The sequence below is a fragment of the Alloalcanivorax balearicus MACL04 genome (assembly GCF_025532145.1).
Lineage (GTDB): Bacteria > Pseudomonadota > Gammaproteobacteria > Pseudomonadales > Alcanivoracaceae > Alloalcanivorax > Alloalcanivorax balearicus.
In genome coordinates, this window is the sequence record NZ_ARXS01000041.1 from 1 (window position 1) to 25,316 (window position 25,316).

Here is a 25,316-nt window from a genome sequence, read left to right on the forward strand (position 1 = left end):
AGGGAAACTTCCCGCTAAAGCGCGATGAACCATAAAAAAGCCCGGCGCGAGGCCGGGCTTTTTTCAACAGCGAAGCGTTTCCATCAGACCGCCTGCGCCACCGGGATCTTCACGGTATCCGCCACTTCCTGATATTCGCCCATCTGGTCGAAGTTCAGGTAGCGGTAGATCTCATCGGACATGGAATCGATGGTGTCCGCGTATTCCATGTACTCCTCCACGGTCGGCAGCTTGCCGAGAATGGAAGACACCGCCGCCAGTTCCGCGGACGCCAGATAAACGTCGGCGCCTTGCCCCAGACGGTTGGGGAAGTTACGGGTGGAGGTGGAGACCGCGGTGGACTTCGGCGCGATCCGGGCCTGGTTGCCCATGCACAGGGAGCAGCCGGGCATTTCGGTACGGGCACCGGCGCTGCCGAAGATGTTGTAGTAGCCCTCTTCGGTGAGCTGACGCTGATCCATCTTGGTTGGCGGCGCGATCCACAGACGGGTCGGCATGGTGCCGCTTTCCACTTTCTGCAGCAGCTTGCCGGCGGCGCGGAAGTGACCGATGTTGGTCATGCAGGAACCGATGAACACTTCATCGATCTTGGCGCCGGCCACGTCGGACAGGGTCTTGGCGTCGTCCGGATCGTTCGGGCAGCACAGTACCGGCTCCTTGATCTGATCCATGTCGATCTCGATGACGGTGTGATACTCGGCATCGGCGTCGGCACGCATCAGGCTCGGGTTGGCCAGCCACTCTTCCATGCCCTGGATACGGCGCTCGATGGTGCGGGCGTCGCCGTAGCCATTGGCGATCATCCACTTGAGCATGGTGATGTTGGACTTCAGGTACTCGGTCACGCTGTCCTCGGACAGGGTGATGGTACAGCCCGCGGCGGAGCGCTCGGCGGAAGCGTCGGACAGCTCGAACGCCTGTTCCACGGTGAGATCTTCCAGGCCTTCGATTTCCAGGATGCGACCGGAGAACACATTGACCTTGCCGGCTTTGGCGACGGTCAGGTGTCCTTCCTTGATGGCCTGCAGCGGAATCGCGTGGACCAGGTCACGCAGGGTGATGCCCGGCTGGCGTTTGCCTTTGAAGCGCACCAGTACGGATTCCGGCATATCCAGCGGCATCACACCGGTGGCGGCGGCGAAGGCCACCAGACCGGAGCCGGCCGGGAACGAAATCCCCATCGGGAAGCGGGTGTGGGAGTCGCCGCCGGTGCCCACGGTGTCGGGCAGCAACATGCGGTTCAGCCAGGAGTGGATAATGCCGTCGCCCGGGCGCAGGGAGACACCGCCACGGTTCATGATGAAGTCGGGCAGGGTGTGTTGGGTTTCCACGTCCACCGGTTTCGGGTAAGCGGCGGTATGACAGAAGGACTGCATCACCAGGTCCGCCTGGAAGCCCAGACAGGCCAGGTCTTTCAGTTCGTCACGGGTCATCGGACCGGTGGTGTCCTGGGAGCCCACGGTGGTCATCTTCGGCTCACAGTACATGCCGGCGCGCACGCCTTCCATGCCGCAGGCCTTGCCGACCATCTTCTGGGCCAGGGTGTAACCCTTGTCGGAGTCGCCGGGTTGTTCCGGTTTGCGGAACAGTTCGGACGGAGCCAGCCCCAGGGCTTCACGAGCCTTGGTGGTCAGGCCGCGGCCGATGATCAGGTTGATCCGGCCGCCGGCGCGCACTTCGTCCAGCAGCACTTGAGAACGCAGCTCGAATTCGGCGATCACTTCGCCGTTTTTCTCGACCTTGCCTTCGAAGGGGTAGACGTCGATCTGGTCGCCGGTTTCCATTTTGGAAACGTCACATTCGAACGGCAGAGCGCCGGAATCTTCCATGGTGTTGAAGAAGATCGGAGCGATCTTGCCGCCGATGCAAACGCCGCCGGCGCGCTTGTTCGGCACGTAAGGAATGTCGTCACCGAAGTGCCACAGCACGGAGTTGGTGGCGGACTTACGGGAGGAACCGGTGCCGACCACGTCGCCCACGTAGGCAACGGGCAAGCCTTTGGCCTTCAGTTCTTCCATCTGCTTGAGCGGGCCGATTTCGCCGTCTTTCTCGGGGAAGATGCCTTCACGGGCATTCTTCAGCATGGCGTTGCCGTGCAGCGGGATGTCTGGGCGGCTCCAGGCGTCCTGGGCGGGGGACAGATCGTCGGTGTTGGTTTCGCCGGTGACCTTGAACACGGTCAGAGACATTTTCTCCGCCAGATCCGGGCGCTTGGTGAACCACTCGCCTTCGGCCCAGGATTCGATCACTTCCTTGGCTTTGGCATTGCCGGCTTTCATTTTGTCTTCCACGTCGTGGAAGGCATCGAACACCAGCAGGGTGTGCTTGAGTTCGTCGGCGGCGATTCCAGCCAACTCGGCATCATCCAGCGCTTCCACCAGAGTGGCGACGTTGTACCCGCCCTGCATGGTGCCCAGCAGTTGAACGGCGCGCTTGCGGTCGATCAGGGGAGAACTGGCTTCGCCTTTGACGATCGCGGTCAGGAACGCGGCCTTGACATAAGCGGCCTGGTCCACGCCCGGCGGAACGCGGTTGACGAACAGATCCTGAATGAACTCCTCTTCGCCGGCCGGCGGGTTTTTCAGCAGTTCAACCAGTTCGGCAACTTGCTGCTCGTTCAGCGGCTTGGGCGGCACACCTTCGGCGGCGCGCTCTTCGACATGTTTGCGATAGGCGTCTAGCACAGCGTATCCCTCGTTTCGTCTTGGCTGATTTCTTTTGAAAATCAGCTGGTTAGGGTGTCTCTGGGGGTCGGAATTGCGCGCGGAGTATAGCGGAAACGCCATCCTCTGTTAAGCCAAACGGGGCCTGTGGCCATTCATGAGATGAATGTTCGTAATCACTGGGGGAAGAGATGGGAAGCCGGACGCCGGACATCGGCGTCCGGCGTTAACCGTTGTTTCCTCGGCTCCGGTACAGCAGAAACGCCGCCAGGGCCAGCGCCGATACGGTGGTCAGAATCACCCCCAGGGCGGTTACCGGCGGCAGCGGTAATGCCGAGGCGAGCGCTGTCATTGCCGCCGCGCAACTCATTTGCAGACAGCCGAGCAACGCCGAAGCCAGCCCGGCCCTGTCGGGAAAGGGGTGCAGGGTGAGGGCGGTACCCAGCGGATTGATCAGCCCCATGCCGAACAGAAAGACGGTGATTGCCAGGGAAAACGGAACCAGCCCCTCGGCGATGGTCGGCAGCAAAGTGAGGCCGCCGATCAGGGCAATGAGAATACCCGCCAACCCTACCTTGACGACGCCGAATCGCCGAGCGAAACGCGGGGCCAGCAAACCGGCGGCAAACACCACGAAGACCGTGGCGGCGAAGAACCACCCCAATTGCAAAGCACTGAGCTCGAGACGGCCCATCAGAATCGCCGGCGCCGCGGCAAAGAAACCGTACAGCCCCCCGATCACCAGACTCACCGCCAGGGCCGGCAGCAGAAACCGCTGGTCAAGTAGCAGGCGCAGGTAACCCGGTGCGGCGGAGGCCAGCGCCTTCGGGCTGCGGCGGGAGGGCGGCAGGGTTTCCCCCGCGCCTGACAGATAAAGAGGAATCAGGACGGCGCCAAGTACCGCCACCACCAGAAAGTTGGCACGCCAGCCCAAAGCCTGCTCCAGAGCGCCACCCAGCAACGGCGAGAAGCCCGGGGCCGCGGCCATCGCCACCATGGTCAACGCCAGGGCCCGGGTCAGAACCTCACCATCAAATAAATCGCGGGCAATGGCCCGGGACAGAACCGAGGCCGCGCATACTCCGAGTGCCTGAACCACCCGGCCCAGGATCAGTTCGTTCATATCGTCGGCACGGCTGCACCAGAGGCTGCCGGCGATGAATACCACCAGTCCCAATACCACCAGAGGCCGGCGGCCATAACGATCGGATAACGGGCCGACCAACAGCTGGCCGATGGCGAAGGCGGCAAAGAAACTCGACAACAGCAGTCCCAGCTCCCGTGCCGGCACGCCGATGTCGGTGGCCATGGAGGCAAAGGAAGGCAGAATAATGTTGGTGGAAAGGGTGCCGATGGCTGCAAGGCCAGCAAGTAATATCAATAGGTTACCACTGAATTTTCGAGTGGTTTCCAGGGTTGGGGCAGAGACCTCGCCACTTTCGGATATCGGGCCGGTCATGCTTCGCCTCCCGCGTTCACCCGCGTCATCTCCCTTGAGCCAGCGGTAGCGATGAAGTCGCTGCATAGTCCGATCATCGCCGGGTCCCGTAGCAGACGCCGGTGTCCCAGCCCGCCGGCGCGGATCAGCTCGGATTGTGGCCAGTTTCGATGCAGGGTGTCGGCGGCGCTGAACGGCACGGTGTCATCTTCCGGGTCATGCACGATCAATCCGGGATGACGCAGGCCATCCTTCAAGATTTCAAGATCCAACGCCGCCAGCGGATGGCCGATGAAGCCCTCCACCCATTTCTCGAAAGCGGCGGTGCCCGCCTGATCCAGCCCCACGCCAATGGCCAGCTGTCGCACCATCACCGACAACGAGACCGGGCCGCCCAAATGGACACTGGCGTGAACGCTCAGCCCACGATGAAACGCCCACAGCGCGGCGGCGGAGCCCACTGAATGGGCGAGTACGCCATGCACCGGTTCCCATTCCCGGGTCAATGCCAGCAGAGCCTCTCCCATGTGCACCACGCTGGCCCGTTCGCCAGTGGCTTCGCCGTGGGCCGGGCCGTCGAACAGCGTGACACTGTATCCGGCGGCGAGCAGCGGATCGACGAAACCCAGCATGTGCGCGGCGCGGCTGCTCCACCCGTGGACCAGAACCACCCGGGGGCCGACGCCGAAGGTCCAACTCACCAGGGTGCCCATGGCGGTGGGGTGAAAGTTTTTTTCGGCGCCGCTGAGCCGTTCCTGCTCCGACGGCATTAAGGGCGGACGCTCCGGCACCGCGAATGCGCTGATGAGGGCCGGCGGTATGGATGTTGGCTGTTGCGGAGAGGGCATGGGGCCTCCTTAAGAAAGCTCGGATTGATGAATCGGTTAAATGATGAGTGACATGTTTGATTAAATGTCGATCATCATTTAAAATTCGTCAAGCACTTTCAGACTGATGGCCGGGGCGATGTCCGCTCCGTGGCAAGGAGGATGGATCATGAGGGTCACTCGAGCTCAGGCCGAAGAGAACCGTGAGCGGGTCATCGAAACGGCGGGACGATTGTTCCGCGAAAAAGGGTTTGACGGTGTTGGCCTGAACGACCTGATGCAGGCGGCCGGGCTGACCCGGGGCGGATTCTACGGGCAGTTCGAGTCAAAGCTGGATCTGGCCGTGCAGGCTCTGAATCGGGCCCAGCAGTACAACCTGGAACGTTGGCGCCCGTTGGCGGAGCAACCCCGGCAACAGGCTTTGCAGAATCTTATCGGCGGTTATCTGTCGCGCTATCACCAACAACACCCGGAAGATGGCTGCGCTCTGGCGGCGCTGGCGGTGGACACGGCCCGCCAGCCGGAGGCATTGAAAGAGGCGTTCACCGATAACCTGAGGACCTTCCTGGGCTTCGTGGCCGAGTTGTGCGACGGCGATGACGAGGAGCAGCGCGAGGAACGGGCCATGGCGGTGCTGTCGACCTTGGTGGGCGCGCTGGTGCTGTCCCGCGCCACCGACGATGCCGATCTGGCCCGGGGCCTGCGGCGAGCCGCATCGGCGGCGGCGCTGGAGGCGGGGACGGAAAACTAGTACGGCAGCGTGCCGCCGGGGGGCTGCCGGCGGAAACGCTTATAACTCCACAAATACTGCGAGGGTTCTTCCAGAATCAGTGCTTCGATGGACTGGTTCATGGCCTTCAGCGCGTGATCCAGATCGCTGTCGTGAATATCCTGGTGGGCCGGGCGCACGCGAATTTCGAAACCGCCGGTGCCGGGCAAACGGCGGGCCCAGGCCATGAACACCCGGGCGCCGGTCTGCTGCACCAGCTTGCAACTGAGCGTGCCGGTATAGGCGGGCTGGCCGAAAAACGGTGCGAACCGGCCGCTGCGGCGATCCGCCACCTGATCCGGCAGAATCGCGGTCATTGCCCCCTTGCGCATGGCCCGTACCAGGCCGGCGACGCCGCGGGCGCTGGCCGGGTACATGGTGGAACCGAAATGCTCGCGGCCCTGCTTGATCAGATCGTCCACCTCGGCCATGCCGGAAGGGGCGAACATCACATGCAGTGGGAAATCCCGCGCCAGCCAGAAATTCAGCACCTCCCAGCAACCGATATGCGGTGCCAGGATCAGTACCGGCTGACCGGCGTCCACCGCTTCGCGCAGCGGGCCGTCGCCATCCACCGACACCACCCGGTCCAGGCCTTCCTCCGGTCGACGCCAGAACAGGGCGATCTCGAACGTGTTCTTCACCGTTTCCACCAGGGAGTCCCTGACCAGTTGATCCGGGTTCGGCTGGTTAGGCAGACACAGTGATAAATTGATGCGGGTGACGCGCCGGGCCTCGCTGGGCAGGGCGGCGAGCAGGCGGCCCACGGTGGTGGCAAGCGCCCGGTTCAGTCTGAAAGGCAGCAGGCCAAGCAGGCGCAATCCGGCCACCACCAGACTCCCTTTCAGTTTTTGTATGCGTGGATTGGTTCGACGTCCCATGGCGGGCAAGTATACGGCGCTGGGCGCGGGACGCCAGAGGGAATGGCCGTCGGCCAGGGAGACGATGGTGCCGGCGTGCCGCTATAATCGCCGCCGGACCAAACGAGGACGCCATGACCGACATTTCCGCCCTGCAAGCCTTTTTGCCGTGTGCCACGCCCCGGGCCTGGATCGACTGGGCGCTGGAAAACCCCGATCTGTTGATGATCGACCACGCTCACTGTGAGAAAAAGGCGGCTTCCACGGCGCTCAACCTGATGTTCCGCTATGTGGACCGGCCAGAATTGCTGGATGCCTTGAGTCAACTGGCCAGGGAAGAATTACTGCATTTTGAACAGGTGGTGAAAATGATGCGCGAGCGCGGCGTGCGTTATGACCATCTGTCGCCGTCACGCTACGCTCAGGGGCTGCGCCGCCATGTGCGTACCAGTGAGCCTGGGCGGCTGGTGGACACCCTGATTATCGGCGCCCTGATCGAAGCCCGCTCCTGCGAGCGCTTCGCCGCGCTGGCCCCCCATGTGGACGAGGAGCTGGGCCGCTACTACCGCTACCTGCTGAAAAGCGAATCCCGTCATTTCGAGGATTACCTCGACCTCGCCCGGCGCTACAGCGACACGGACATCGAGGATCGGGTGGCGTTCTTTAAGGAGAAGGAAAGGGCGTTAATCGAGGAGCCGGATGAGGCCTTCCGCTTTCATTCCGGCACACCGAAGAGCAGTTAACAGTGAATAGTTAATAGTGAATGGTTAACAGCGAAAAGCGCGGGCACGGCGACTTGAAATTATCTCCGCGTGTTCCCGCGAATTATTCATTATTCACTGTTAACTATTCACTAATTTCCTTGCTTTCCAGCCGCAATCCCTGATCATCGGCAATGATCCACCAGCCCAGGTCGCCCCAGTCGCCGAGTACCCAACGGGTGCCGGTGCCGCCGGAGAGGGGAACCTCATGGACCGCGGGGCGGTGGGTGTGCCCATGGATCAGGTGTTTGACGCCGGCTTCATCCATCACCCGGATCACTTCCTCCGGGGTCACGTCCATGATGTTCTCGGCTTTGTTGGCGTTGTTGCCCTGGCTCTGCATGCGCATACCCTGGGCGATGGCTCGGCGTTCCTGCAGGGGCTTGGCCAGCATTGCCTGTTGCCATTGTGGATTGCGGGCCAGCGTCCGGAACTGTTGATAGGCGGTATCCAGGGTGCACAGGCTGTCGCCGTGCATGAGCAGGGCGCGGGTTCCGTACAGATCCACCACGGTGCCTTCATCCAGCAACTGGCCACCACACTGGGCGGCGAATTGTTCGCCCAGCATAAAATCTCGATTGCCGTGCATGAAATAGAGGGTGCTGCCGGCGTCACTGAAGCGACGGAAGGCGTCGATGGCCTGGCGGTTGAAGGGGGCATCGTCGTCGTCGCCGATCCAGGCCTCGAACAGATCACCGAGCACATAAAGAGCATCGGTCTTGCCGGCGTGCTCCTCCAGCAAGCGTTCCAAGGCGGCCAGATGTTCCGGCCGCGCCGGATCCAGATGCAGATCGGAGATAAACAGCGTATAGCTCATGATACTCAGTCAGCCTGGCCGTCTTCATCCAGGCGTACCGCCCGCTCGATGATCACCGGCGTGCTGGGCACGTCGCGGACGCTGTGGGCGCCATTGAGGCGGCCGGCGCCGGTGCGCACCTTGGCGATCCGGTCCACCGTGTCCATGCCGTCCACCACTTTGCCGAACACCGCGTAACCCCAGCCGCGCGGGGTCGCAGCGGTGTGATCGAGCATGGCGTTGTCCTTCAGGTTGACGAAGAACTGGGAGGTGCCCGAATCAGGGTTGGAGGTGCGGGCCATGGACAGGGTACCGCGCTCATTCTTCAGACCGTTGTCGGCTTCATTCCTGATCGGAGCGTGGGTCTTCTTTTGCTGCAGATCGCGGTCAAAACCGCCGCCCTGGATCACGAATCCCGGGACCACGCGATGAAACACGGTGCCGTCGTAGAAGCCCTCGTCCACGTAGCGCAGAATGTTCTCCACCGTTTCAGGCGCCTGTTCGGCGAACAGTTCGATGGTGATGTTGCCCATGGAGGTCTGCAGGCGCACCTGAGGGTTGGCGGCCCAGGTCAGGGAGCTTATCAGCAGGGCGGACAGAGCGAGCAGCAGACGCATGGATCAGTCCTCGATGACTTGGGCGGATTCGATCAGCACTGGATCCTGCGGCACGTCCTGATGGAAACCGCTGCGGCCGGTGGGCACTTCCTTGATCTTTTCCACGGTTTCCATGCCTTCCACTACCTTGCCGAACACCGCGTAGCCCCAGCCGTCCGGGGAGCGGGCCTGGTCCAGAAAGTGGTTGTCCGCCACATTGATGAAAAACTGAGCGGTGGCGGAGTGCGGATCGGAGGTGCGCGCCATGGCGATGGTGCCGATTTCGTTGGAGAGGCCGTTGGCGGCTTCGTTCTCGATCGTCGCCTGGGTCGGTTTTTGTTCCATTTGCGTGGTGAAACCGCCGCCCTGGATCATGAAGTTGCCGATGACGCGATGGAAAATGGTGCCGTCATAGAAGCCTTCCCGCACATAAGACAGGAAGTTTTCCGTGGTTTTCGGCGCACGTTCGCTATCCAATTGCAGAGTGATCTTGCCGTAGGTGGTCGTCAGCACCACTTTCATGGAGTTCTCCTTGGTGGGAGCCGGAAGGTCTGGCGCGTCTGGGGCGCTTCGACCGGCTCCTGAGTCTTTGACTGTAAAGGGGCGCACTGTACACTAATGCCCCCCGTATTTCAGCCGCAGGCGGCTTAATGAGTGACGTGAAAGCGCCCAGTAATTTTATCAGACAGATCATCGATCGTGACCTCGCCGAAGGTAAAAACGACGGCCAGGTGGTCACCCGGTTCCCGCCGGAACCCAATGGCTACCTGCATATTGGCCACGCCAAGTCCATCTGCCTGAATTTCGGTATCGCCGAAAGCTATGGTGGCGCCTGCCATCTGCGCTTCGACGACACCAATCCGGAGAAGGAAGAGGAGGAGTACATTGTCTCCATCCAGCGGGACGTGGAATGGCTCGGGTTCCAGTGGGCCGGACCGGTGCGTTTCGCCAGCGGCTATTTTGATCAACTGTATCAATATGCGCTGCAGTTGATCGACAAGGGCCTGGCCTATGTGGACACCCAGAGCCCGGAGCAAATCGCGGAAATGCGCGGTAACTACAACCGGCCGGGCCAGAACAGCCCGCACCGGGAACAGTCCGTGGAAGAGAACCGGGCGCTGTTCGAACGCATGCGCGATGGCGGCTTCGAGGAAGGCGAGGCGGTGTTGCGGGCCAAGATCGACATGGCCAACGCCAACATCAATCTGCGTGACCCGATCCTGTACCGGGTGCGCAAAAAAACGCATCACCAGACCGGTGACAAGTGGGTGATCTACCCGATGTACGACTTCACTCACCCGTTGTCGGACGCCATCGAGGGCATCACCCACAGCCTCTGCACCCTGGAGTTCGAGGATCACCGCCCCTTGTACGACTGGCTGGTGGAACATGTGGAGGTGTCAGCGCAGCCCCGGCAATACGAATTCGCCCGGCTCAACCTCAATTACACCGTGACCAGCAAGCGCCGTCTCAAACAACTGGTGGACGAAGGCCACGTGGCCGGGTGGGACGATCCGCGCATGCCCACGCTCAGCGGCCTGCGCCGCCGTGGTTTCACGCCGGCCTCGATTCGCGGCTTCTGTGAGAATCTGGGGGTCAGCCGCGCGGACTCGGTGATCGACATGTCGATTCTGGAAGACTCGGTGCGCGATGACCTCAACCAGCACGCGCCCAGGGCCTTCTGTGTGCTCAATCCGCTCAAACTGGTGATCCGCAACTGGCCGGAAGACAAGACCGAGTGGCTGCGGGCACCGGTGCATCCACAGAACGACACCATGGGCACCCGGCAAATGCCGTTGACCCGCGAGGTTTATATCGACCGCGAGGACTTCCGCGAAGAAGCCAACAAGAAGTACAAGCGGTTGGTGCTCGGGGATCGGGTGCGGTTGCGCTACGGCTATGTGGTGCGTGCCGAGGAGGTGGTGCGCGACGATGCCGGAGAGATCATCGAGATTCACTGCAGCTATGATCCGGACACGCTTGGTAAGAACCCGGAGAACGATGAAGGGCAGGGCAAACTGCGCGGCGTGATCCACTGGGTCAGCGCCCCTCTGGGGCTGCCGTGCCAGGTTCGTCTGTACGACCGTCTGTTCAAGGTGCCGATGCCGACCCGGGTGGGCGAGGGCGAGGACTTTCTTGATCACATCAACGAAGCGTCCCTGCAGGTGCTGGACCACTGCGTGGTGGAGCCGGGCCTCAAGGGGGTATTGCCGGAAACCCGTTACCAGTTCGAGCGGGAAGGGTATTTTTGCGTGGACACGGACAGCGATGAGAATGGTCTGATCTTCAATCGCACCGTGGGGTTGCGCGAATCCTGGCCTCGCGAGGCCTGAATCGGGCCACGGCGCAGGATGTATAAAGGGGCGGCGGTCGCCGCCCCTGAACATCAGTCGGTCAGATCGTCCACGGCGGCGCCCGGAGCGTTGTTTTTCACCGAGTCGATACCGTTTTCCATGCCACCGGTGTCCTTGTACATCTGGCTGGTGCCGATGACCTGATGGTTGCCGGCCAGCAAGTTGAAGTAATGCCGGCCATCCTTGGCTTCCTTGCGTTGATAACGCTCATCCTTGGCGGCGTTGGTCTGCACCGACTCGATGCCGTTCTTGCAGGCCTCCTTGGTGGTGTACTGCTCGCTGCCGAGAATGACCTGACCGTTGGCGGCCTTCAGTCGGAAGATGAATTGCCCGTTGCTGGCTTTATCCAGTTCAAACTTTCCTGCCATGGTGTCTCTCCTTGGTTCGCGCCTCCGGAAGCGGGGGCTATAAGAGAGTGTGCCATTGCGTTGTGACAAGGGTTGTAAAAGTGTTTAGCGTTGGTTTCGCTTCGTAGAAGCACCAGCGTCGCCTCGTTGTATACTGCCGTAACGAGGACAGGGAAAAGGGGAAGCGCGGATGATCTTGGCGGTGCCGGCGTTCATACGCGAATCCGGGCGCAAGGAGTGGCAATTCGCCCTGCGGACCTTTGCCGCCGGCATGCTGGCACTGTATCTGGCGCTGCTGTTGGGGCTGGATCAGCCCCAGTGGGCGCTGATGACGGTGTACATCGTGGCCCAGCCGTTGGGGGGCATGGTGATCGCCAAGGGGCTGTCACGACTGGTGGGCACGGTGCTGGGTGCGGTGATGGCGCTGTTGCTGGTGGGCGGGTTCGCGCAGCAGCCGCTGCTGTTCTTTATCGCCATCAGTGCCTGGCTGGCCCTGTGTACCTACCTGGCCAACCTGCTGCGCAACTTCCGCTCCTATGCCTTCGTGCTTTCCGGTTACACCGCCCTGATCATCGGCTTGCCGGCCCTGTCACAGCCGGATCAGATGTTCACCGTGGCGGTGGCCCGGGTCACCGAGATCGGCCTTGGCATCCTCTGTGCCTCCGCTGCCAGCGTGCTGGTCTGGCCCCGTTCCGCCGCCACCGCCTACCTGCACCGTTGTCGGCAGCAACTGCGGGATTTGATCGCACTGGTGGCGGACACCGCCGGCGGTCGCGCGGACAATCGCACTCTGCAGCAGCGCCGGCGCGAGCTGATCGCCAGCGGCATGGCGCTGGAAGCCCTGCGTGAGAATGCCCTGTTCGACTCCCAACAGCTGCGGCGGCGGGCAGGGCTGTGCCGCCGCCTCGGCCACGAGATGCTGGCGTTGATTTCCTCGGTGGGGCCGTTGGGAACCTACGTCAATCGTTATGCCTCGGTGCATCAGCAGGATCGCCTCGACGAGCTGCTGCGCGGCATGTCCGAGTTGGATGGTGAGCTGGACCCGGAAAGCCTGCGGGTATGCCTCTCCGGACTCCACGATCAGGCCCGGGATCTGGCCCGGGGGCTGCGCAAGGAAGCAGTGGGCGACAACGAACAACGTTTCCATGCTTTGCAACTGGCGCTGGAACACTGCGGAGAGCTGTGCGATCGCCTGCGCTCCAGTGTCGTGCTGTACGCCATGCTGAGCGACCAGGCCCTGACGCAGTCGTGGCGGTCCGGCACCTCACGATTGCACCTGGATTACGGCCAGGCGTTGCGCAGCGCCGCGCGTACCGCGATTGCCATCGCCGCGGCCCTGAGCCTCTGGTTCTGGAGCGCCGCGCCACTGGATCAAGGCACTTTGATGGTGATCCAGACCGGGGTGGTCTGCGCGCTGTTCTCGACTCGGGATGATCCGCTCAAGGCGGTGTCCGGGTTCCTCAAGGGGGCGTCCCTGGCGATAGTATTAGCCACGCTCTATCGTCTGGTTCTGCTGCCGGGCACGGAAGGCTTCGCCGCGCTGGTGCTGTGGCTGGCGCCGGTGTATCTGCTGGCCGGTCTGGCCATGACGCAGTTGCCGAGCATGGCCATGGGGACCGCCACGGTTATCTTTTTCCCGATCCTGCTGGATCTCGGGCCGCAACAGGATTTCTCGGCTTTGCCACTGTTCAACAACGTGCTCGGGCTGGCGATGGGATTGTCGTTGCCGGTGCTGGCATTTCTGCTGATCTGGCCCGGCGATGACGCCGCCACCGCTCGCACCCGGCTGTGCCGGGATCTGTGCCGCACCCTCGGGCGCTGGCCGATGTTCCGCCGCCGACCCCGTCATGAAATGGAAACCGTACTGTACGATCGCATTGCCCGAACCTTGCCGCGACTGAGCCCGGAGAATGAGAAGGACGGGGAATTGTTGCACGGCGCCATGGCGGCGGTGACGTTGGGGCTGGGGTTGCTGTTTCTCGACGCCCTGTGTCGGCGCGGCGTGCCTGATCCGATCCGGCTCACTCTGACGCGGCTGATCCGGGATACCCAGAGAGTACTGAGAGACGGTGACGAGGCCCGTTGGCGGCAATTATCGGCGGACACCGAGCGCGCATTACGGCAGTGCCAGCAAGCCTATAACAAAGCGGAAGGCGAGGGTGAGCGGCGCCGGTTGGTGCGAGCGGTGGTGCGCCTGCGTATGCAGATCAATATGATCGGAAACTACGGCGGCTTCTTCCTGGCCGGGTCCGGAGCCGGCCGCTGGCAGGGGCTGGAGATAGCACATGCTGTATGAGATTGAGCTGGGCGGCGTGTTGCTGCCGCCATTAGTGCCGCAGGTGCTGCTGGCCCTGCTGTTGTTTCTGCCGGTGCACGGCCTGATCAGTCGTTTTGATGGCTACCGGCACCTATGGCATCCGGCCCTGGCCGGATTTTGTGTGTTCTTGATCGTGCTCGCCCTGGTGATGGGGGCGTGGCTGTCGCTGGGGAGTATCCATGGCTAGTAATAAGGACGGCGGCCGCTGGCGCGCTTATCTGTTCACCGCGCTGCTGGTGGCGGCCGCGGCGGTGGCGGTGTGGTATCTGTGGCGCCACTATTTCGAGGATGTCTGGACCCGGGATGCCCGGGTGCGTGCGGTGGTGGTGAGCGTGGCCCCGGACGTGTCCGGAGCGATCCAGTCCCTGAAGGTGGTGGACAATCAGTACGTGGAGGAGGGCGAAACCCTTTTGCTGGTGGACCCGCGCCGTTACCAACTGGCGCTGGATCAGGCCAGGGCCGAGGTGGCGCACCGGCGCCAGGAACTGAATCTGCTGTCCCGGGAAGCCAGCCGCCGCCGCAGCCTCGGGCGTGCCATTTCCCAGGAGGAAAGGGAAGAAGCGGATAATAAGGCGGCCTTGGCGCGGACTGATCTGCAAGCATCGGAGGCGGCCCTGGCACGGGCGGAGCTGGATCTGGCGCGCAGCGAGGTAAAGGCGCCGGTGGCCGGCTTTGTCACCCATTTGTTGGCGCATACCGGCGATTACGCCCAGGTCGGGCAGCCGGTGGTGACGCTGGTGGATGACCAGTCGTTCTGGGTCGAGGCCTACCTGAAGGAAACCCAGGTGCATCAGATCAGGGTGGGGGATGCGGCCCGTATTCATCTGCTGGGCGCCGGCAAGGCGCTGACCGGCAAGGTCACCGGCATCGGTCGCGGTATCGCCAACAGCAACGCGGTGACGGCGGACAAGGGACTGCCTTCGGTGGCGCCGACCTTCGAGTGGGTAAGGCTGGCGCAGCGGATTCCGGTGCGGGTGGAGTTTGACGAGATTCCGGAAACGCTGCTGCTCAGTGCCGGCATGACGGCCAGCGTGCAGGTGTTGCCGGAAAAGACGCAGACACGCTGACACGCAACACGCTTGCAGGCGAAATGAGATGGCGGCCGGATGGCCGCACTGACTGCTTTAGGGGCGGGCGTTGACGGACGGGGCAGACCCGGCACGCTTTACCTGCGTGTTGCGTGTCTCAGTCGTTCAGCACTTTCTCCGCCGCTTCCAGGGTCTGAAAAATCAGCGTATTGATGGTCATCGGACCAACACCGCCGGGTACCGGAGTATACGCGGCCACACGATCGATCACCGGTGCCAGCTCGATGTCACCGCACTTCTGCGGATGGTAACCGGCGTCCACCACCACGGCGCCGTCCTTGATCCAATCGGCCTTGATGAATTCCGGTTTACCCACCGCCCCCACCACGATGTCGGCCTGTTTCACCAGCTCCGGCAGATTGCGGGTCCGGCTGTGGCAAATGGTGACGGTGGCATTGGCGCCCAGCAGCATCATTGCCATCGGTTTGCCGAGAATGGCGCTGCGGCCTATCACCACGGCATGCTGGCCCTCCAGCGGCACCTGATAGTGCTCCAGCAAACGCATGATGCCTTTGGGCGTGGCGCAGCCATAAGCGTGCTCGCCCATGGCCATGCGGCCAAAGCCGAGGCAGGTGACGCCGTCCACGTCCTTGCCCAGAGCGATGGCGTCAAAGCACAAACGCTCGTCGATCTGTTCCGGCACTGGGTGCTGCAGCAGGATGCCGTGCACGTCCGGATTGGCATTGAGCTCCTCGATGCGCCGCAGCAGTTGCTCGGTGGTGGTGTCCTGGGGCAGCTCGATGGCCTGGGAATCCATGCCGACGCGGCGGCAGGCATTGCCCTTCATCTTTACATAGGTGGCGGAGGCCGGATCGGCGCCCACCAGAATGGTGGCGAGAATCGGCGTGCGGCCGCCGGAGGCGGCTTTCAGGGCTTCCACCCGTTGTGACATCTCTTCCTCGAAGCGTTGAGCCAGGGCCTTGCCGTCCAGAATCTGCGCGCTCATGGGTCTCTCTTGGTCCTTGGAACATATAAAAGGAAAGCGGTGGGGATCGCGCGGCGATTCTCGCACGGTCGGCGGGCTGGAGCAAAAAATCGCCGGGAGCGATTTTTGACGTCACGGCAGTGATGGTCCGAAGGATGGCCGCCATGGACGGTGGCCACAAAAACAGAGGCACAGCACTTTTCTCCCCCGGTTGTTTATAATTCCAGCGAACGGGCCGGATAGCCGGTTCGCGGCGTTGACGCTCCAGGAGGCGGCGAGTATTATGCCGCCTCGCTCGACCTGCTCGGCGGGGTGTAGCGCAGCCTGGTAGCGCGCCTGCTTTGGGAGCAGGATGTCGGGGGTTCGAATCCCTCCACCCCGACCAACTCAGCGAAGGTTGAGAGGTAGCTAAGCGCCTGTAGCTCAATTGGATAGAGCAACGGCCTTCTAAGCCGTCGGTTGCAGGTTCGAGCCCTGCCAGGCGTGCCATCGCTGGCGGCTCAAGCGATTAATGGTGACTGTAGCTCAGTTGGTAGAGCCCCGGATTGTGACTCCGGTGGTCGTGGGTTCAAATCCCATCAGTCACCCCATACATGGAGCCTTCGGGTGAAAACCCGGAGGCTTTTTTTGTTTGAACGGAAAATTCCGCGGGGCGCCGCGCCGCCGATGGGCGTAGGCAGGGCGGCTGCCATTGATTATAATTTGCGCCCTTCATACGGGGTCCATCCGTACACCGGGGACCGCGGGATTTGAAAAGTCTTTTAAATAGAGGATGTTATGCAGGTTTCTGTAGAAACGACTTCAGGTCTGGAACGGCGCATGACCGTTGGTGTCCCCGCGGATAAAGTGGATCAGGCGGTGGAAGGCAAGCTGCGCGAAGCGCAGAAAAACATCCGTCTGGACGGTTTCCGCCCTGGCAAAGTGCCGTTGCGTGAAGTAAAGCGTCGTTTTGGCGCCGCCGTGCGTAACGAAGTGCTGGCCGATGTGATGCGCGAGTCCTTCCTGGAAGCGGTTGAGAAGGAAAACCTGCAACCCGCCGGTCTGCCGGGTTTCGAAGCCACCCGTAACGAAGGCGGTCAGGACCTGGAGTTCGTGGCCACCTTCGAAGTGTTCCCGGAAGTGGAACTGGCCGATCTGTCCACCATCGAGGTGGAGAAACCGGTAGCGGAAATCACCGACGCCGACGTTGATGAAATGATCGAAACCCTGCGCACCCAGCGCTCCGACTTCGCTGAAGTGGACCGTGCCGCTGAGCAGGGTGATCGCGTCAATATCGACTATAAAGGCCTGAAAGACGGCGAAGCCTTTGAAGGCGGCAGCGCCGAAGGTCAGAACCTGGAACTGGGCTCTGGTAGCATGATCCCCGGCTTCGAGGACGGCATCGTCGGCATGAAGGCTGGTGAAGAGAAGGACATCGACGTGACCTTCCCGGAGGAGTACCACTCCGAGGAATTGAAAGGTCAGGCGGTGGTGTTCCAGATCAAGGTCAACAAAGTGGAAGCCAAGGCTCTGCCGGAAGTGGACGCCGAGTTCATGAAGGCTTTTGGCGTTGAAGATGGTGATCTTGAGACCTTCAAGACCGAGGTTCGCAACAATATGGAGCGCGAGCTGAAAAACGCCGTCTCCGGCAAAGTGAAAGAACAAACCATGGATGGGCTGGCCAAGCTGCACGAATTTGACCTGCCGGCGGCGCTGATCAAACAGGAAGTGGACCGTATGCGTCAGCAAATGGTGCAGCAGTTCGGTGGCGGTCAGCAGTTCGATGCGTCCATGCTTCCCGAAGAGCTGTTCCGTGACCAGGCCGAGCGTTCCGTTCGTCTGGGTCTGGTGGTGCGCGCCATTCTCGAGAAGAACGACCTGAAACCGGATGCGGATCGCGTCAAGGCCCGGGTGGAAGAGATCGCCGCTCAGTACGAGCAGCCGCAGGAACTGATCAACTGGGTCTACAACAACCCACAGCAGCTGCAGCAGATCGAGGGCGCGGTGCTGGAGGATCAAGTGGTGGATCTGGTGCTGGAAGGGGCCAAGGTCGAAGAGAAGACCATGTCCTACCAGGAGGCGGTGAAACCCCGCCAGCCGGAGCAGGCCGACGAGACGGCCTGAGCCGAATAGACCTACGAAGAGCGGGGCCTTTTGGCCCCGTTTTGCTGTGAAAGTAACCGTATTGACCAAGTTTTGCGCAGTTAACCCACTTCTGGCACCGCCTTTGTGGACGCCCTGCCGAAGGGCGTCATAGTATCGGAAAAAACGGGCAGGCCCTTGTGATTCGAGGCTGCCGCCCCAACACCCGCGGTATCAAGCCGGGCACGTTGCCCATGATCCCGTAGACAAAGGAAACGCTAGATGATCGATCTGAGCCGGATTACCTCCCTGACCCCGGAGATGAAAACGCTGATGGCCGACCCCACCGCCACGGGGCTGGTACCAATCGTGGTGGAGCAAACCTCCCGGGGCGAGCGGCAGTTCGATATTTACTCCCGACTGCTCAAGGAGCGGGTGATCTTCCTGATTGGCCAGGTGGAAGACTACATGGCCAACCTGATCGTGGCGCAGATGCTGTTTCTTGAGTCCGAGAACCCGGACAAGGATATTCATCTGTATATCAACAGCCCCGGCGGTTCGGTAACCGCGGGGATGTCCATTTATGACACCATGCAATTCATCAAGCCGGAGGTGTCCACCATGTGCGTGGGCCAGGCGGCCAGCATGGGCGCTTTCCTGCTTGCGGCCGGCGCCGAAGGTAAACGCCTGGCATTGCCGCACTCCCGGGTGATGATTCACCAGCCGCTGGGCGGCTTCCAGGGCCAGGCTTCCGATATTGAGATCCACGCCAAGGAGATTCTCAAGATCAAGGCCCAGCTCAATGAGCTGCTGGCCAAACACACCGGCCAGCCGCTGGAAGTGCTGGAACGTGACACCGACCGGGACAATTTCATGTCCGCGGAGCAGGCGCGGGAATACGGTCTGATTGACCAGGTGGTCCATCGGCGCTGAGGGTCCGGAACGGCTCCGGGGCACCTCCCCGGAGCTTCCGGGCTTGAAAAAAGCGGGTTCTCCCTGCATCTTCAAAGTTAAATCAGGTTCAGAGGCGATTCGATGACCGATAACACCGGAAAGAGCGACGACGGCAAGCTGCTGTACTGCTCGTTCTGTGGCAAGAGCCAGCACGAAGTCCGCAAGCTGATCGCGGGCCCGTCGGTCTTCATCTGTGATGAGTGCGTGGATCTGTGCAATGACATCATCCGCGAGGAAGTCCAGGAAGACGGCGACAACAGTGGTCAGGAAAGCCTGCCCAAGCCTGACGAGATCAAAACTACGCTCGACGAGTACGTGATCGGTCAGGAACGGGCGAAGAAAGTGCTTTCCGTGGCTGTATACAACCACTACAAGCGGCTCAACAGCACCCTGCGCGGTCGTGACGACGTGGAACTGGGTAAAAGCAACATCTTGCTTATCGGTCCCACTGGCAGCGGTAAAACACTGCTTGCCGAAACCCTCGCGCGCCTGCTCAATGTTCCCTTCACCATCGCTGACGCCACCACGCTTACCGAAGCGGGTTATGTCGGTGAGGATGTGGAGAACATTATCCAGAAGCTGTTGCAAAAATGTGATTACGATGTGGAGAAGGCCCAGAAGGGTATCGTCTACATTGATGAGATCGACAAGATCTCGCGTAAATCCGACAACCCGTCCATCACCCGTGATGTTAGTGGGGAAGGGGTGCAGCAGGCTCTGTTGAAGCTGATCGAGGGCACTGTGGCCTCGGTGCCGCCCCAGGGGGGGCGCAAGCATCCGCAGCAGGAATTCCTGCAGGTGGACACCTCCAATATCCTGTTCATCTGCGGTGGAGCTTTCGCCGGCCTGGACAAGGTCATCCGGGACCGTTCAGAGAAGGGCGGCATCGGTTTTTCCGCCGAGGTGAAAAGCAAGGAAGGGGACCGCAATGTGGGCGAGACCCTGGTCGGCGTGGAGCCGGAGGATCTGGTCAAATACGGCCTGATTCCGGAATTCATCGGCCGTCTGCCGGTGGTGGCGACCCTGGAAGAGTTGTCCGAGGACGCGCTGGTGCAGATTCTCACCGAGCCGCGTAATGCCCTGACCAAACAGTACATGCGCCTGTTCGAGATGGAAGGCGTGGAACTGGACTTCCGCGAGGACGCCTTGCGTTCCGTGGCTCGCAAGGCGATGGAACGAAAGTCCGGCGCCCGTGGTCTGCGTTCCATCCTGGAAAGCGTTTTGTTGGATACCATGTACCAGGTGCCTTCCATGGAGGGCGTGGTCAAAGTGGTGATCGACAGCGCCACCATCCAAGGTGAATCGGAGCCGTTGCTGATCTACGAAAACAGCGAGCAAACGTCCCGAGTGGCGCCCGATTGATCGGGCGCCCCGTGAACCGATAGAGGCCCTAAGTGCTGAAAGACATTCCTTTGCTTCCGCTCAGAGACGTGGTGGTGTATCCCCATATGGTGATCCCGCTGTTCGTCGGGCGGGAGAAATCCATCGCCGCTCTGGAAGCGGCCATGAGCGACGACAAGCAGATCATGCTGGTCGCCCAGCGCAATGCCTCGGACGATGACCCCGGCGAGGACGATATCTACCGGGTGGGCACCGTTTCCACCATCTTGCAAATGTTGCGGCTGCCCGACGGCACCGTGAAGGTATTGGTGGAGGGTGGCGTGCGCGGCCATGTCACCCGTGCCCGCTTCGACGAGCAGGGCGGAGTAGCGGATGTGCGGGAACTGGATGACCAGTTGCCGTCGCTGAGCGAGCAGGAAGCCCTGGCCCGTTCGCTGCTGGCGCAGTTCGAGGAATACGTCAAACTGTCCAAGAAAGTGGCACCGGAAGTGATGAGTTCGGTGCAATCGATCGAGGACATCAGCCGTCTGGCGGATACCATTTCCGCCCATCTTCAGCTGAAGCTGGAAGAAAAACAGGACGTGCTGGAAATGGCCGATGTGCGCGAGCGGGTGGAGCACCTGGTGGCGCTGATGGAATCCGACATGGATGTGCTGAAGATGGAAAAGCGCATCCGTGGCCGGGTCAAGAAGCAGATGGAGAAGAGCCAGCGCGAGTACTATCTGAACGAGCAAATGAAAGCGATTCAGAAAGAACTCGGTGATCTGGATGACAGCGGCAACGAGCTCGAAGATCTGGAAAAACGCATCGACAGCGCCGGCATGAGCAAGGATGCGTTGGAGAAATCCAAGGCTGAATTGAGCAAGCTGCGCATGATGTCGCCGATGTCCGCCGAGGCCACGGTAGTGCGCAGCTACCTGGACTGGATGACCTCGGTGCCGTGGAAAAAGCGCAGCCGGGTGCGCCACGATCTGGCCCATGCCCGTGAAGTGCTGGACGAAGATCATTATGGTCTGGAAGAAGTGAAGGAACGGATTCTGGAGTTCCTCGCCGTGCAAAGCCGGGTCGGTAAAGTCAAAGGGCCGGTGCTTTGTCTGGTAGGACCGCCAGGGGTGGGCAAAACCTCCCTGGGCCAGTCCGTGGCCAGAGCCACCAATCGCAAGTTCGTGCGAATGGCGCTGGGCGGCGTCCGTGATGAAGCGGAAATTCGCGGCCACCGCCGTACCTATATCGGCTCACTGCCGGGCAAGGTAATTCAGAAGCTCTCCAAGGTGGGGGTGCGTAATCCGCTGTTCCTGCTCGACGAAGTCGATAAGATGGGCATGGATATGCGCGGTGATCCCGCCTCCGCGCTGCTGGAAGTGCTGGATCCGGAACAGAACAACACGTTCAACGATCATTATCTGGAAGTGGATTATGATCTCTCCGAGACGTTGTTCATCTGCACTTCCAATTCGATGAATATTCCCGCGCCGTTGCTGGATCGTATGGAAGTGATTCGTCTTCCCGGCTATACCGAGGAAGAGAAAGTCAATATCGCTTCTCAATACCTGATTCCGAAACAGATCAAAGCCAACGGTCTGAAGAAGGACGAAGTGGCACTCAGCGACGACAGTCTGCGTCATATCGTTCGCCACTATACCCGTGAGGCCGGTGTGCGCGGGTTGGAGCGGGAAATCAGCAAGATCTGCCGCAAGGTGGTCAAGGAGCATTCGCTGAGCAGTTCCACCGAGACGGTGACGTTGTCCGAGGACAATCTTGATCACTATCTGGGGGTGCGCAAGTTCAGCTATGGTCTGGCCGAGGAACAGGACCAGATCGGGCAGGTTACCGGCCTGGCCTGGACTTCCGTCGGTGGCGAGTTGCTGACCATTGAGAGCGTATCCACGCCGGGCAAGGGCCGTGTCACCACCACCGGCTCCCTGGGGGATGTGATGCAGGAGTCGATCCAGGCGGCCTGGACGGTGGTGAAGAGCCGTTCCCGGATGCTGGGGATTCGCCGCCGGCAATTGGAGCGTAATGACCTGCACATTCACGTACCGGAAGGGGCGACCCCGAAGGATGGCCCCAGTGCGGGGGTCGCTATGTGCACGGCCTTGGTTTCGGTATTGTGTGGTATTCCGGTTCGCGCGGATGTGGCGATGACCGGGGAGATCACACTGCGTGGCCAGGTTCTGGCCATCGGTGGACTGAAAGAAAAACTGCTGGCCGCTCACCGCGGTGGCATAAAAACCGTCTTGATTCCTCAGGAAAATGAGCGCGACCTGAAGGAAGTGCCGGAAAATATCAAAGCGTCATTGGATATTCGTCCGGTAAAATGGATCGATCAGGTGCTGGAAGTAGCTTTAACGCAAACGCCGACGCCTTTGAGCGAAGCGGAAGTGGAAGAGGATCTGGCCCTGGCCGATGAAAAAGCGCAGCGAGAATCAGAGCGGCCAAGCACTCATTGAGCCGCCTTTTTTTCCGCGTTTAACAGTTTGATTTGGCAGACTTTTTTACAATCACGTGAGTTGTCGGTATAGCGCCTTTCCTTTCTTGACGCCTGCCTAAAGCGATTGGTATAAAGGCGGCTTCGTCGTAAGGAGAGTGCGTTACGCCTCGACCACGAAACCGGGAAACAGCAAAAGGGGAATTTTGTGAATAAATCAGAACTGATTGATGCGATCGCAGCGGCTGCTGACATTTCCAAAGCCGACGCGGGTCGTGCTCTGGATGCGACGCTGGAAGCGATCACCGGTGCACTGAAGAAAGGCGATAGCGTTTCTCTGGTTGGCTTCGGTACTTTCTCCGTGAAGCAGCGTGCCGCTCGTGAAGGCCGCAATCCGCAGACCGGTGAAACCATCAAGATCGCCGCAGCCACCGTGCCGGGCTTCAAAGCCGGCAAGGCACTGAAAGACGCGGTGAACTAAACTGGTTTCGGGAGCGGTAGTTCAGCTGGTTAGAATACCGGCCTGTCACGCCGGGGGTCGCGGGTTCGAGTCCCGTCCGCTCCGCCAGTCCCAGGAAGCGTATCCGGAGAGCGGATGCGCTTTTTTGCTTTGAGAACCAGTTCATGATTTTTATATCGCCTCGCTTCCGGATCCCTGGGGCGACGAGATCGACGGAATCGATCTCCTTACGGTGAAAAATCATGAACAGGCTCTCTGGAACCCGGAACCGTCTGACGCTTTGGTGTTCCAAATAAAAACGAATCGATTGATCGATATCTCTTTGGAGTGAAGCATGCAGGAGTTCAGGCGATTTGTCCGCGGGCCCGTGGGCAAGGTTCTGCTCGCCGCCATTATTCTCCCTTTTATTATTTCCGGGTTTTACGGTTATTTCACCGGTGGGGGTGACTCGGTCTCGGTGGCCGAAGTGGACGGCAACAAGATTTATCGCAACTACGTGACCGCGAGAACCGAGCGGCTGCGGCAGATGCTGCGTCAGCAAAGCCCGGGGGTGAACGAGGCCATGCTTGATGCCTACGTGCGTCCGGAAATGGTGCTGGAAGGCATCATCAACGAGCAGCTCACTTTGTCCGCTGCCAATAGCGCTGATATGGCGTTCAGCGAAGTGCAGGCCGCGGCGGAGATCCGTTCCAATCAGGCCTTCTTCGAGAACGGAAAATTCTCCGACGAACAGTTCGAACGTTTGTTGCGCAGCCAGGGCATGACGCCGCGTGGCTATCTCGACGGCTATCGTCAGGACCGACTGACCCAACAGTACCGGTTCGCCTTCACCGGCACCGACTTCGCGTTACCCGGTGAGCTTGCGGAACAGCGCCGCCTTGGCGAGCAGACCCGTGATCTGCGTTATGTGCAGTTGTCCCTGGCGGATCTGGAAAGCCAGTTCACCGCCACCGATGAGCAGGTGGAGCAGTATTACCAGGATCACCAGGACCAGTTCATGCGCCCCGAGCGGTATCGTATCGGCTATCTGGTGCTGAGCCCGGAGCAGTACGCCGGGCAGGTTGAAGTCAGCGACGATGACATTCGCGCTGAATACGAAGCTCGCCGCAGCATGGCGGAGAGCCGCGCCAACGGCTCCAAGGAAGTGGCCCACATTCTGATTGGCACGGACGACCGCAGTGCCGATGAGGCGCTTGAACGTGCCGGTGAAGTGCGCGAGGCCATCAAAGGCGGCGAGTCTTTCGCCGAGGCCGCGAAGACCTATTCCGACGATCCGGGCAGTGCCGATAATGGCGGTAGTCTGGGTATGTTGGCCCCAGGCTCTCTGCCGGAGGCACTGGATGAGGCGCTGAAGACCTTGTCCGTGGGAGACGTTTCCGAGCCGGTGGTGTCTGAATCCGGCGTGCATTTGCTGACCGTGCTGCGGGAGGACAAGCAAACCTTCCCGCCGCTGGATGGCATGCGCGACAGCCTGATCGCCGATCTCAAATCCGCCCGCGCTCAGTCCATGATGATGGACGCGTTGGCACAGATGGAAGAGCTGGTGTTCGAGCACGGCGATCTGCAAACCCCCGCGGAGCAGCTCGGCCTGAAAGTCGAGACCACAGATTGGGTGGCGGTCAATGACCTGCCGGCGGAGCTGAATTCACCGAAGGTACGTGAAGCTTTGAATACTCCGGCGGTGAAGGAACAAGGCCATAACAGCGATGTGCTGGAGCTGGATGGCGGGCGTTATCTGGCGGTGCACCTTGAGGATCGCCAGGCGCCGGAACCATTGCCGCTTGAGCAGGTTGCGGACCAGATTAGCGATACCCTTAAGGGGCAACAAGCACGGGAAAAGGCGCGTTCCCTGGCTGAGCAGGCCCGCGAACTGGCGAAGGAAGGCAAGGCGATGGATGAGATCGCGGCGCTGGCCAACGTGCGGATCGAAGAGCAAAGCGCGGTGAACCGCGGTGCTCGCCAGCCGGCGCCGATGGTGATACAGGAAGCTTTCACGCTGCCATGGACGCAGGAGCAGGGTGCTTCTGAAATTCAGGTGGCGGATTTGCCCAATGGCGGCTGGGTGGCGTTCCAGGTTACCGGTGTCACGGACGGCGGCCAGGAGCCGCTGCCGGAAAGCCAGCAGAAACAAGCTTTGCTGCAACTGGGTGAGATGGAAGGTGAGCGTGATTTCGAGCAGGTCATGGCGTTCCTGCGCGATACCCGCGACGTTACCATCCATGCCGATGAGTTGCGCGCCAAACCGGAATAAGCCGCCACAATCACGGCGATGATAAAAGCCCGCTTTGAATCAGAGCGGGCTTTTTTTTGGTTCATCGCGGTTTAGAGGGA

The 25,316-nt window shown here is 60.9% G+C and carries 21 protein-coding genes and 4 tRNA genes; 16 read left to right on the top strand and 9 right to left on the bottom strand.

The annotated features are described in order from the left end of the window. Positions 1-83: 83 nt before the first annotated feature. The 3 genes from acnB to MA04_RS20725 form a co-directional block, all read right to left on the bottom strand. Positions 84-2,684, bottom strand: coding sequence for a bifunctional aconitate hydratase 2/2-methylisocitrate dehydratase (gene acnB / locus MA04_RS20715; protein ID WP_262462614.1), 2,601 nt, complete (start codon positions 2,682-2,684; stop codon positions 84-86). Positions 2,685-2,889: 205 nt separating this feature from the next. Further along, a complete protein-coding gene (locus MA04_RS20720) occupies positions 2,890-4,122 on the bottom strand; it encodes a multidrug effflux MFS transporter (RefSeq protein WP_262462616.1) in 1,233 nt (410 codons plus the stop codon). After that, entirely contained in the window at positions 4,119-4,949 is an 831-nt protein-coding gene (locus MA04_RS20725) for an alpha/beta hydrolase (RefSeq protein ID WP_262462618.1), read from the bottom strand. The genes MA04_RS20720 and MA04_RS20725 overlap by 4 nt, the downstream gene beginning before the upstream one ends. 148 nt (positions 4,950-5,097) lie before the next feature. On the opposite strand from MA04_RS20725, the gene MA04_RS20730 reads away from it, so the two are divergent. Beyond that, positions 5,098-5,679 carry a TetR/AcrR family transcriptional regulator gene (locus tag MA04_RS20730; RefSeq protein ID WP_163127766.1) on the top strand — a complete coding sequence of 194 codons (582 nt, stop codon included), beginning with the start codon at positions 5,098-5,100 and terminating at the stop codon, positions 5,677-5,679. Here the strand turns inward: MA04_RS20730 and MA04_RS20735 are convergent. Further along, complete coding sequence (locus tag MA04_RS20735; protein ID WP_163127768.1) at positions 5,676-6,578, bottom strand: lysophospholipid acyltransferase family protein; 903 nt, start codon at positions 6,576-6,578, stop codon at positions 5,676-5,678. The two genes, MA04_RS20730 and MA04_RS20735, sit on opposite strands and share 4 nt — an antisense overlap. Positions 6,579-6,691: 113 nt before the next feature. On the opposite strand from MA04_RS20735, the gene miaE reads away from it, so the two are divergent. Continuing rightward, entirely contained in the window at positions 6,692-7,300 is a 609-nt protein-coding gene (miaE, locus tag MA04_RS20740; RefSeq protein WP_262462621.1) for a tRNA-(ms[2]io[6]A)-hydroxylase, read from the top strand. Positions 7,301-7,403: 103 nt separating this feature from the next. Here the strand turns inward: miaE and MA04_RS20745 are convergent, their stop codons facing one another. From MA04_RS20745 to MA04_RS20755, 3 genes are read right to left on the bottom strand one after another with little or no spacing between them, the layout of a single operon-like run. After that, positions 7,404-8,135 (bottom strand): UDP-2,3-diacylglucosamine diphosphatase, encoded by a 732-nt coding sequence (locus tag MA04_RS20745; protein ID WP_262462622.1) that lies wholly within the window; start codon positions 8,133-8,135, stop codon positions 7,404-7,406. A 5-nt stretch (positions 8,136-8,140) separates the two neighbouring features. Next, entirely contained in the window at positions 8,141-8,731 is a 591-nt protein-coding gene (locus MA04_RS20750; protein ID WP_163127358.1) for a peptidylprolyl isomerase, read from the bottom strand. A gap of 3 nt (positions 8,732-8,734) precedes the next feature. Next, the gene (locus MA04_RS20755) at positions 8,735-9,232 is read right to left on the bottom strand and encodes a peptidylprolyl isomerase (RefSeq protein ID WP_014994734.1); all 498 of its coding nucleotides are present in this window, start codon (positions 9,230-9,232) and stop codon (positions 8,735-8,737) included. Positions 9,233-9,360: 128 nt separating this feature from the next. Between MA04_RS20755 and MA04_RS20760 the strand changes: the two genes are divergently transcribed. Beyond that, the gene (locus MA04_RS20760) at positions 9,361-11,043 is read left to right on the top strand and encodes a glutamine--tRNA ligase/YqeY domain fusion protein (protein ID WP_163127359.1); all 1,683 of its coding nucleotides are present in this window, start codon (positions 9,361-9,363) and stop codon (positions 11,041-11,043) included. 53 nt (positions 11,044-11,096) lie between these two features. On the opposite strand, the gene MA04_RS20765 is transcribed toward MA04_RS20760, so the two are convergent. Next, on the bottom strand, positions 11,097-11,432 hold the full coding sequence (locus MA04_RS20765; protein ID WP_163127360.1) for a YegP family protein: 336 nt from the start codon (positions 11,430-11,432) through the stop codon (positions 11,097-11,099). 169 nt (positions 11,433-11,601) lie between these two features. Here MA04_RS20765 and MA04_RS20770 point away from each other — a divergent pair, with 169 nt between their 5' ends. The 3 genes from MA04_RS20770 to MA04_RS20780 are packed head-to-tail and all read left to right on the top strand — an operon-like array spanning position 11,602 to position 14,795. Further along, entirely contained in the window at positions 11,602-13,707 is a 2,106-nt protein-coding gene (locus MA04_RS20770; protein ID WP_262462623.1) for an FUSC family protein, read from the top strand. After that, positions 13,697-13,915, top strand: coding sequence for a DUF1656 domain-containing protein (locus MA04_RS20775; RefSeq protein WP_163127362.1), 219 nt, complete (start codon positions 13,697-13,699; stop codon positions 13,913-13,915). Before MA04_RS20770 ends, MA04_RS20775 begins: the two co-directional genes overlap by 11 nt. Further along, positions 13,908-14,795: an efflux RND transporter periplasmic adaptor subunit gene (locus MA04_RS20780; RefSeq protein ID WP_262462625.1), complete on the top strand. Its 888-nt coding sequence runs from the start codon at positions 13,908-13,910 to the stop codon at positions 14,793-14,795. The genes MA04_RS20775 and MA04_RS20780 overlap by 8 nt, the downstream gene beginning before the upstream one ends. A 118-nt stretch (positions 14,796-14,913) precedes the next feature. On the opposite strand, the gene folD is transcribed toward MA04_RS20780, so the two are convergent. Then, positions 14,914-15,762 (bottom strand): bifunctional methylenetetrahydrofolate dehydrogenase/methenyltetrahydrofolate cyclohydrolase FolD, encoded by an 849-nt coding sequence (folD, locus tag MA04_RS20785; RefSeq protein ID WP_262462627.1) that lies wholly within the window; start codon positions 15,760-15,762, stop codon positions 14,914-14,916. A gap of 287 nt (positions 15,763-16,049) precedes the next feature. Here folD and MA04_RS20790 point away from each other — a divergent pair. The 10 genes from MA04_RS20790 to MA04_RS20835 all read left to right on the top strand — a co-directional run bounded on the left by MA04_RS20790 (position 16,050) and on the right by MA04_RS20835 (position 25,236). Beyond that, positions 16,050-16,126 (top strand) — tRNA-Pro (locus MA04_RS20790). A gap of 27 nt (positions 16,127-16,153) precedes the next feature. Next, positions 16,154-16,230 (top strand) — tRNA-Arg (locus MA04_RS20795). Positions 16,231-16,255: 25 nt separating this feature from the next. Next, a tRNA-His gene (locus tag MA04_RS20800) sits at positions 16,256-16,331 on the top strand. A 187-nt stretch (positions 16,332-16,518) separates the two neighbouring features. Continuing rightward, positions 16,519-17,844 carry a trigger factor gene (tig, locus tag MA04_RS20805; RefSeq protein ID WP_262462628.1) on the top strand — a complete coding sequence of 442 codons (1,326 nt, stop codon included), beginning with the start codon at positions 16,519-16,521 and terminating at the stop codon, positions 17,842-17,844. A gap of 240 nt (positions 17,845-18,084) precedes the next feature. Then, complete coding sequence (gene clpP, locus MA04_RS20810; RefSeq protein WP_014994726.1) at positions 18,085-18,735, top strand: ATP-dependent Clp endopeptidase proteolytic subunit ClpP; 651 nt, start codon at positions 18,085-18,087, stop codon at positions 18,733-18,735. A 102-nt stretch (positions 18,736-18,837) separates the two neighbouring features. Beyond that, on the top strand, positions 18,838-20,118 hold the full coding sequence (gene clpX, locus MA04_RS20815) for an ATP-dependent Clp protease ATP-binding subunit ClpX (RefSeq protein WP_163127366.1): 1,281 nt from the start codon (positions 18,838-18,840) through the stop codon (positions 20,116-20,118). Between the two features lie 32 nt (positions 20,119-20,150). Next, positions 20,151-22,547 (top strand): endopeptidase La, encoded by a 2,397-nt coding sequence (gene lon / locus MA04_RS20820; protein ID WP_262462630.1) that lies wholly within the window; start codon positions 20,151-20,153, stop codon positions 22,545-22,547. 186 nt (positions 22,548-22,733) lie between these two features. Next, positions 22,734-23,006, top strand: coding sequence for an HU family DNA-binding protein (locus tag MA04_RS20825; protein WP_014994723.1), 273 nt, complete (start codon positions 22,734-22,736; stop codon positions 23,004-23,006). Between the two features lie 10 nt (positions 23,007-23,016). After that, a tRNA-Asp gene (locus MA04_RS20830) sits at positions 23,017-23,093 on the top strand. A gap of 226 nt (positions 23,094-23,319) precedes the next feature. Continuing rightward, on the top strand, positions 23,320-25,236 hold the full coding sequence (locus MA04_RS20835; protein ID WP_262462632.1) for a SurA N-terminal domain-containing protein: 1,917 nt from the start codon (positions 23,320-23,322) through the stop codon (positions 25,234-25,236). Positions 25,237-25,316 lie beyond the last annotated feature (80 nt).

Excerpts from the sequence above, each read along its gene's own strand:
- folD (WP_262462627.1), bottom strand. The coding sequence starts at position 15,762 with ATGAGCGCGCAGATTCTGGACGGCAAGGCCCTGGCTCAACGCTTCGAG.
- MA04_RS20765 (WP_163127360.1), bottom strand. The coding sequence starts at position 11,432 with ATGGCAGGAAAGTTTGAACTGGATAAAGCCAGCAACGGGCAATTCATC.
- MA04_RS20730 (WP_163127766.1), top strand. The coding sequence starts at position 5,098 with ATGAGGGTCACTCGAGCTCAGGCCGAAGAGAACCGTGAGCGGGTCATC.
- MA04_RS20750 (WP_163127358.1), bottom strand. The coding sequence starts at position 8,731 with ATGCGTCTGCTGCTCGCTCTGTCCGCCCTGCTGATAAGCTCCCTGACC.
- MA04_RS20725 (WP_262462618.1), bottom strand. The coding sequence starts at position 4,949 with ATGCCCTCTCCGCAACAGCCAACATCCATACCGCCGGCCCTCATCAGC.
- tig (WP_262462628.1), top strand. The coding sequence starts at position 16,519 with ATGCAGGTTTCTGTAGAAACGACTTCAGGTCTGGAACGGCGCATGACC.
- MA04_RS20760 (WP_163127359.1), top strand. The coding sequence starts at position 9,361 with ATGAGTGACGTGAAAGCGCCCAGTAATTTTATCAGACAGATCATCGAT.
- miaE (WP_262462621.1), top strand. The coding sequence starts at position 6,692 with ATGACCGACATTTCCGCCCTGCAAGCCTTTTTGCCGTGTGCCACGCCC.
- clpX (WP_163127366.1), top strand. The coding sequence starts at position 18,838 with ATGACCGATAACACCGGAAAGAGCGACGACGGCAAGCTGCTGTACTGC.
- MA04_RS20770 (WP_262462623.1), top strand. The coding sequence starts at position 11,602 with ATGATCTTGGCGGTGCCGGCGTTCATACGCGAATCCGGGCGCAAGGAG.
- MA04_RS20835 (WP_262462632.1), top strand. The coding sequence starts at position 23,320 with ATGCAGGAGTTCAGGCGATTTGTCCGCGGGCCCGTGGGCAAGGTTCTG.
- clpP (WP_014994726.1), top strand. The coding sequence starts at position 18,085 with ATGATCGATCTGAGCCGGATTACCTCCCTGACCCCGGAGATGAAAACG.
- MA04_RS20780 (WP_262462625.1), top strand. The coding sequence starts at position 13,908 with ATGGCTAGTAATAAGGACGGCGGCCGCTGGCGCGCTTATCTGTTCACC.
- MA04_RS20720 (WP_262462616.1), bottom strand. The coding sequence starts at position 4,122 with ATGACCGGCCCGATATCCGAAAGTGGCGAGGTCTCTGCCCCAACCCTG.
- MA04_RS20735 (WP_163127768.1), bottom strand. The coding sequence starts at position 6,578 with ATGGGACGTCGAACCAATCCACGCATACAAAAACTGAAAGGGAGTCTG.
- MA04_RS20755 (WP_014994734.1), bottom strand. The coding sequence starts at position 9,232 with ATGAAAGTGGTGCTGACGACCACCTACGGCAAGATCACTCTGCAATTG.
- MA04_RS20745 (WP_262462622.1), bottom strand. The coding sequence starts at position 8,135 with ATGAGCTATACGCTGTTTATCTCCGATCTGCATCTGGATCCGGCGCGG.
- MA04_RS20775 (WP_163127362.1), top strand. The coding sequence starts at position 13,697 with ATGCTGTATGAGATTGAGCTGGGCGGCGTGTTGCTGCCGCCATTAGTG.